The sequence below is a fragment of the Cellulomonas timonensis genome (assembly GCF_900046455.1).
In the GTDB taxonomy this organism is placed as follows: Bacteria; Actinomycetota; Actinomycetes; order Actinomycetales; family Cellulomonadaceae; genus Cellulomonas_A; species Cellulomonas_A timonensis.
Genome location: NZ_FCOT01000002.1, coordinates 1 through 5,516, shown reverse-complemented (window position 1 = coordinate 5,516; position 5,516 = coordinate 1). Strand labels below are relative to the sequence as shown.

At 71.2% G+C, this 5,516-nt stretch carries 4 protein-coding genes; all 4 read right to left on the bottom strand.

Annotation, left to right across the window (positions count from 1 at the left end):
• On the bottom strand, positions 1–1,033 hold a 1,033-nt coding region (locus tag BN3788_RS00035; protein WP_147525017.1), incomplete at its 3' end, for a cellulase family glycosylhydrolase.
• 202 nt (positions 1,034–1,235) lie between these two features.
• On the bottom strand, positions 1,236–2,684 hold the full coding sequence (locus BN3788_RS00030; protein WP_066581477.1) for a DUF2079 domain-containing protein: 1,449 nt from the start codon (positions 2,682–2,684) through the stop codon (positions 1,236–1,238).
• 2 nt (positions 2,685–2,686) lie between these two features.
• Positions 2,687–4,756 carry an acetate--CoA ligase gene (gene acs, locus BN3788_RS00025; RefSeq protein ID WP_390619481.1) on the bottom strand — a complete coding sequence of 690 codons (2,070 nt, stop codon included), beginning with the start codon at positions 4,754–4,756 and terminating at the stop codon, positions 2,687–2,689.
• A 114-nt stretch (positions 4,757–4,870) separates the two neighbouring features.
• Entirely contained in the window at positions 4,871–5,290 is a 420-nt protein-coding gene (locus BN3788_RS00020) for a hypothetical protein (RefSeq protein WP_066581473.1), read from the bottom strand.
• Between the last annotated feature and the right edge of the window lie 226 nt (positions 5,291–5,516).

Sequence of the window (5,516 nt, the reverse complement as noted above, 5' to 3'; positions counted from 1 at the left end):
CCGGGGGAGTGGTGGGCGGCGGAGTGGTGGGTGTCGCGCCGTAGATGGTGGCCTGCTTCGAGGTGGCCACGATGCCGTTGGCGCCGTTGAACAGCCGCTGGCCCCAGGTGCTCAGCTGGTTCGGGTTGAAGTTGGTGACGAGGTCCAGGTACTCGACGCCGCCGCCGTTGCCCGACCATGACCAGCCGTAGTAGCCGATGCCCAGGCGCTGCGTCTCGGACATGATCGTGTCCTCGTCGACGTCCCCGTCGGAGTGGTTGTTGCCGAACTCGCCGACCACGATGGGCAGCTTCGCGTCGGTGAACGCCTTGAGGTACGAGGTGATCGTCGAGGCCTGGCCGTACACGCCGTACATGTGCACCGAGAACAGCGTGTTCGCGTCGGGGTCGGCGGCGAAGACCGTCGCGGCGTTGTCCCGCATGAGCCCCCGCCAGTCCTGGCCCCAGTTCGGGGCGTCGACCACGATGTTGTGCTTGAACCCGGCGGTCCGCAGGCGCTTGATCGCGGCCGATGTGTCGGCGGCCCAGCGCGCGCTCACCGCCTCGGTGTTGCCGTAGGGCTCGTTGCCGATGTTGAGCTGGATGTAGTCCTCCTGGCCCTCGATGGCCGACTTGATGCTGACCCAGTAGTCGACGGCCTTGTCGAGGGTGATCGCGGCGCCCTCCTCGCCGTACCCGGTGGTGTCATGCACCTCGAGCATGCAGATGAGCTTGTTGGCCTTGCACAGGCTGACGATGTTCGCGACGTCGGCGGTGTCGTTCTTGGTCCAGCGGTCGCCGCTGGACAGGACCACGCGCACCGCGTTGGCGCCCTTGGCCTTGATATTCGCGATCGACGAGGTCTGCGTGGCGTACCAGGTGTGGGCGTGGCTGGCGCCGCGGGCCACGAAGGGCGTGCCGTTGCGCTCGACGAGCTTGCCGTTCTCGATGTGCAGGCCGACGGGGGTCGCGGCGTTCGCCACGGTGATCCCTCCCACGGCCAGTGCCGCCGCAGCCACGAAGGCTCCGGCTAACGCGGTGAGTCGCATTCTCATGACGTCCTCGTTCCGAGTGCCGCGCGAGGGGGCCGGCGGTCCACGTCCTCGAGGGCGGCTCTTCATCGAGGCGCGGTGGGGTGTCACCGTCGGCAGCCCCCGGAGCCGCGATGCTCCGGGGACTTTCTTCGGCCACAGAAGTATCAGACGAATCGGGCGTCCCCCACGGCGCGAAACGCTTCACCCTCGCGATGCGTGCGGGCTACCGCGTCCGCTCGGCGAGCTGGAAGCCGCCCTGGTCATGCACCAGCCGGTAGTCGACGCCGGGGTGGAGCTGCTCGGCGTACACCGCGGCGTCGTCGGGGGCCGGGTTCCAGCCGCCGCCCTGCTCGTCGATCAGCAGGTAGTCCGGCGCCGGGTTGCCCTGGGCGCCCACGAAGTACACGCTGCGGTCATCCACCAGGTAGGACATCAGGCCGACGTCCGTCTCGACGACCACGTCGTCCGGCACCTGCTCGAGCACAGCCTCGGCGTCGGCCGCGCGAGGCGACGCCCGGTAGAAGTCCGCATGGGAGAGCTGGTGGAGCGCGAGCTGCGGGGCCAGCATCACCGCGACCGTCGCGGCCACGGGCACCGCCATCGCGCTGTACCGCCGCAGCCAGCGCCGCGGCGAGACCCGGGCGCCCCGGATGCCGTCGAGCAGCGCCGCGAACGCGATCGGCATCAGCACCGCGCTGTAGTGCCACGTGTGCGTCCAGTAGCCCTCGTTGTCCGCCAGGAAGCGCCACGCGATCGTGGGCGCCGCCACCAGCAGGATCGGGGACCGCAGCCCGATCAGCCCGGTGATCGCCACGAGCATCAACAGCGTGGCGATCTTGTCCCTGTCGTCCACGAGCGCGACGGCGGCCAGCCACGGCTGCGCCGCGAACGCTCCCACGTCGATCTTGCTGCCGTAGTCCCATTGGTCGCGGGTGCTCAGCGCCGGGATCAGCACGTACGTGGTCAGGGCGAACCACCCCAGCCCCCACGCCATCAACGCCAGCCCGAGGCCGCGCCGGCTGCGCCACGCCAGCACGGCGCCCAGCATGGCGACGGTCAGGCCCAGGTCCTCCTTGACCAGCACCAGCGGCGCCGCCCACAGTGCGCATGCGAGCCACTGGCGGCGCAGCAGGGCCACGAGCGACAGCGCCAATAGCGGCATCGCGAAGGCGATCTCGTGGAACTGCACCGACATCGCGCCCACCACGCCGAAGCTCACCGCATACGCGCCGCCGACGGCCACCCCGGCCGCGGGCTCCAGGCGTCGTGCCGCCTCCCGCGCGATCACCAGCACCGACCCCGCGAGCAGCAGGCCCTGCGCCACCAGCAGCGTCACAGCGCTCGGGAACAGCGCGTACACCGGGCCCAGCACCGCCAGCAGCGGGTGGAAATGGTCGCCCAGCAGGTTGAAGCCCTCACCCTTGATGGTGACGATCGGCGGCTGCAGATGCGCGTACTGCCGGGCGAGCTGGGTGAAGATGCCCAGGTCCCACGACAACGACACGTAGCGCTGCCACTGCGAGATCGCGAACCCGATGTACAGCGCGCCGGCCAGGGCGGCCACCACCCACGGGCCGCGGGCCTCCCGCCTCCGGGACGGCCGGCTCTCACCGGCGTCGTCCCGGAGCGGGAGGGCCTCGCTCGCTGCGTCAGCGGACTGCAGCACCGCCATCGTCAGGCCTCAGGCGATTTCACGTTCAGCCCGGCGGTGATGAGGTCCATCACCGACGCGTCCGCCAGCGTCGTCGCGTCGCCCACCTGACGGTGCTCGGCCACGTCCCGCAGCAGGCGGCGCATGATCTTGCCCGATCGGGTCTTCGGGAGCTCCTGCACCACGAGGATCGTGCGGGGCTTCGCGATGGGCCCGATCTCCTTGGCGACATGCGCCCGCAGCTCAGACGCGACCTCCTCGGCGGAGCGGTCAGTCGCCGCGTCCCCGCGCAGGATCACGAAGGCCACCACCGCCTGCCCGGTCGTGTCGTCGGCCGCGCCCACCACGGCCGCCTCGGCCACCGTCGGGTGCGAGACCAGCGCCGACTCGATCTCCGTGGTGGAGAGCCGGTGGCCCGACACATTCATGACATCGTCCACCCGCCCCAGCAGCCAGATGTCGCCGTCATCGTCCTTCTTGGCGCCGTCGCCCGCGAAGTACACGCCCGGGAACCGCGACCAGTACGTGTCCTTGTACCGCTCAGGGTCGCCCCAGATGCCGCGCAGCATCGCCGGCCACGGCTCGGTGAGCACCAGGTAGCCGCCGGCGCCGTTCGGCACCGGGTGCGCGTCGTCGTCGAAGACGTCCGCCGAGATCCCCGGCAGCGGGACCTGCGCCGAGCCCGGCTTCGTGGTGGTGCAGCCCGGCAGCGGGGAGATCATGATCGCGCCCGTCTCCGTCTGCCACCACGTGTCCACGATCGGCGTGCGGTCGCCGCCGATCACCCGGCGGTACCACATCCACGCCTCCGGGTTGATGGGCTCGCCCACCGATCCCAGCACCCGCAGCGACGACAGGTCGCGTGCGGCGGGGATCGCGTCGCCCCACTTCATGCAGGTGCGGATCGCCGTGGGGGCGGTGTACAGGATCGACACCTTGTACTTCTCGACGATGTCCCACCAACGGCCCCGGTCCGGGGTGTCCGGCGTGCCCTCGTAGATCACCTGCGTGGCGCCGTTCACCAGCGGCCCGTAGACGACGTACGTGTGCCCGGTGACCCAGCCGATGTCGGCGGTGCACCAGTACACGTCCGACTCGGCCTTGAGGTCGAAGACGTTCAGGTGCGTGTACGCCGCCTGCGTCAGGTACCCGCCGGTGGTGTGGAAGATGCCCTTCGGCTTCCCCGTGGTCCCCGACGTGTACAGGATGAACAGCGGGTGCTCGGCCTCCAGCTCGACGGGCGTGTGCTCGGCGCTCGCGGACCCGACCGCGTCGTGCCACCACACGTCGCGGCCCTCGGTCCACGCGACGTCCTGGCCGGTGCGGCGCACCACCAGCACGTGCTCGACGCTCTCCGAGCCCTTGGCCAGCGCATCGTCCACCGCCGGCTTCAGCGCGGACGCCGCGCCCCGGCGGTAGCCGCCGTCCGCTGTGATGACCAGCTTGGCCTGCGCGTCCTCGATCCGGGAGTGCAGCGCCTCCGCGGAGAACCCGCCGAACACCACCGAGTGCGGGGCGCCGATGCGCGCGCAGGCGAGCATCGCGACCACGGCCTCCGGGATCAGCGGCATGTAGATCGCCACCCGGTCGCCCGTCCCGACGCCGAGCTCGAGCAGCGCGTTCGCCGCCTGCGACACCTCGCGCTGCAGGTCCGCATAGGTGATCGTGCGCGTGTCGCCGGGCTCGCCCTCGAAGTGCAGCGCCACCCGGCCGCCGTTGCCGGCCTCCACGTGGCGGTCCACCGCGTTGTACGCGGCGTTCAGGCGGCCGTCGGCGAACCACCGGGCCACCGGCGCGCCCGACCAGTCGAGCACCTCCTCGAAGGGCGTCGACCAGGAGACCAGCTCGCGGGCCTGGTCCCGCCAGAAGTCCAGGCGGTCGGCGTTCGCCCACGGGTACAGCTCGGGGTGGGCGTTGGCCTGCGCGGCGAACTCCGGGTCCGGGGGGAAGCGGCGGTCCTCGGTGAGGAGGTTCGCCAGGCCCGTGGACGGCGCGCCGCCCTCTGCGGCATTCGGCGTGGGCGTGCTGCTGGGCGGCGCTGTGGTGCTCGGGTCCGAAGGCTCGGGGTGGGTGGGCTCGTCGACCTGGGTCACGGATTTACCTCCTGCGCAACGACGTTGGTGCGGCATGGGGATTCGGGCCCCGTGTCGCACTCTAGGGGGGAGTGTCCTGGTCCGTCTGCCCGTCAGGAGATCTGAGACGCCGCGTCACGCCCTGCGCACACGCTCCCGGAACGCGCCCAGCGCCCGCCCACGACGTCGGGCCACGGCCAGTGCCCACCCTGCGACGAGCAGCAGCACGCCCACCACGAACACCACGCCCATCGTGCTGGCGACGATGCCGTAGATCACCGTGGTGCGGGACGCATCGGTCGCCAGCAGCCGCAGCGTCTCGTCTCGGGCCACCGACGGGAAGTACAGGTAGAACCCGCCGACCACCGTGAGGATCACGCCCCCGGTGATCGGCAACGCCGCAGACCACACGCCGAGGTAGACCACCGTCGCGAGCAGCAGCACCCCCAGCGTGACCAGCACGATGCCGATGCCATCGGCGGCCGTCGGGTCCTCCGACCCCAGGATGCGCGCCTCGCCGAGCAGCAGCAGCACCATCGCGAACACCGACAGCACCGCGCCGATGAGGATGGCGAGCAGATGGCCGCCGACCCCGGCGCCGCGGCGTGGCTCCCGCTCGGGCTCCGAGGCCGGGAAGGGGTCCGGCGACTGGGCGGCGGGTGCGCTGGGCTGCGGCGGGCCCGGCCCCTACACCCATCCCGCGGGGCCGGCGGTGCTGCCACTCTGCGTCTGTGCGGCTTGGCGCGCGGTTCCAGATGAGTGCGACTACCTGACAGCTGGT

Excerpts from the sequence above, each read along its gene's own strand:
- BN3788_RS00030 (WP_066581477.1), bottom strand. The coding sequence starts at position 2,684 with ATGGCGGTGCTGCAGTCCGCTGACGCAGCGAGCGAGGCCCTCCCGCTC.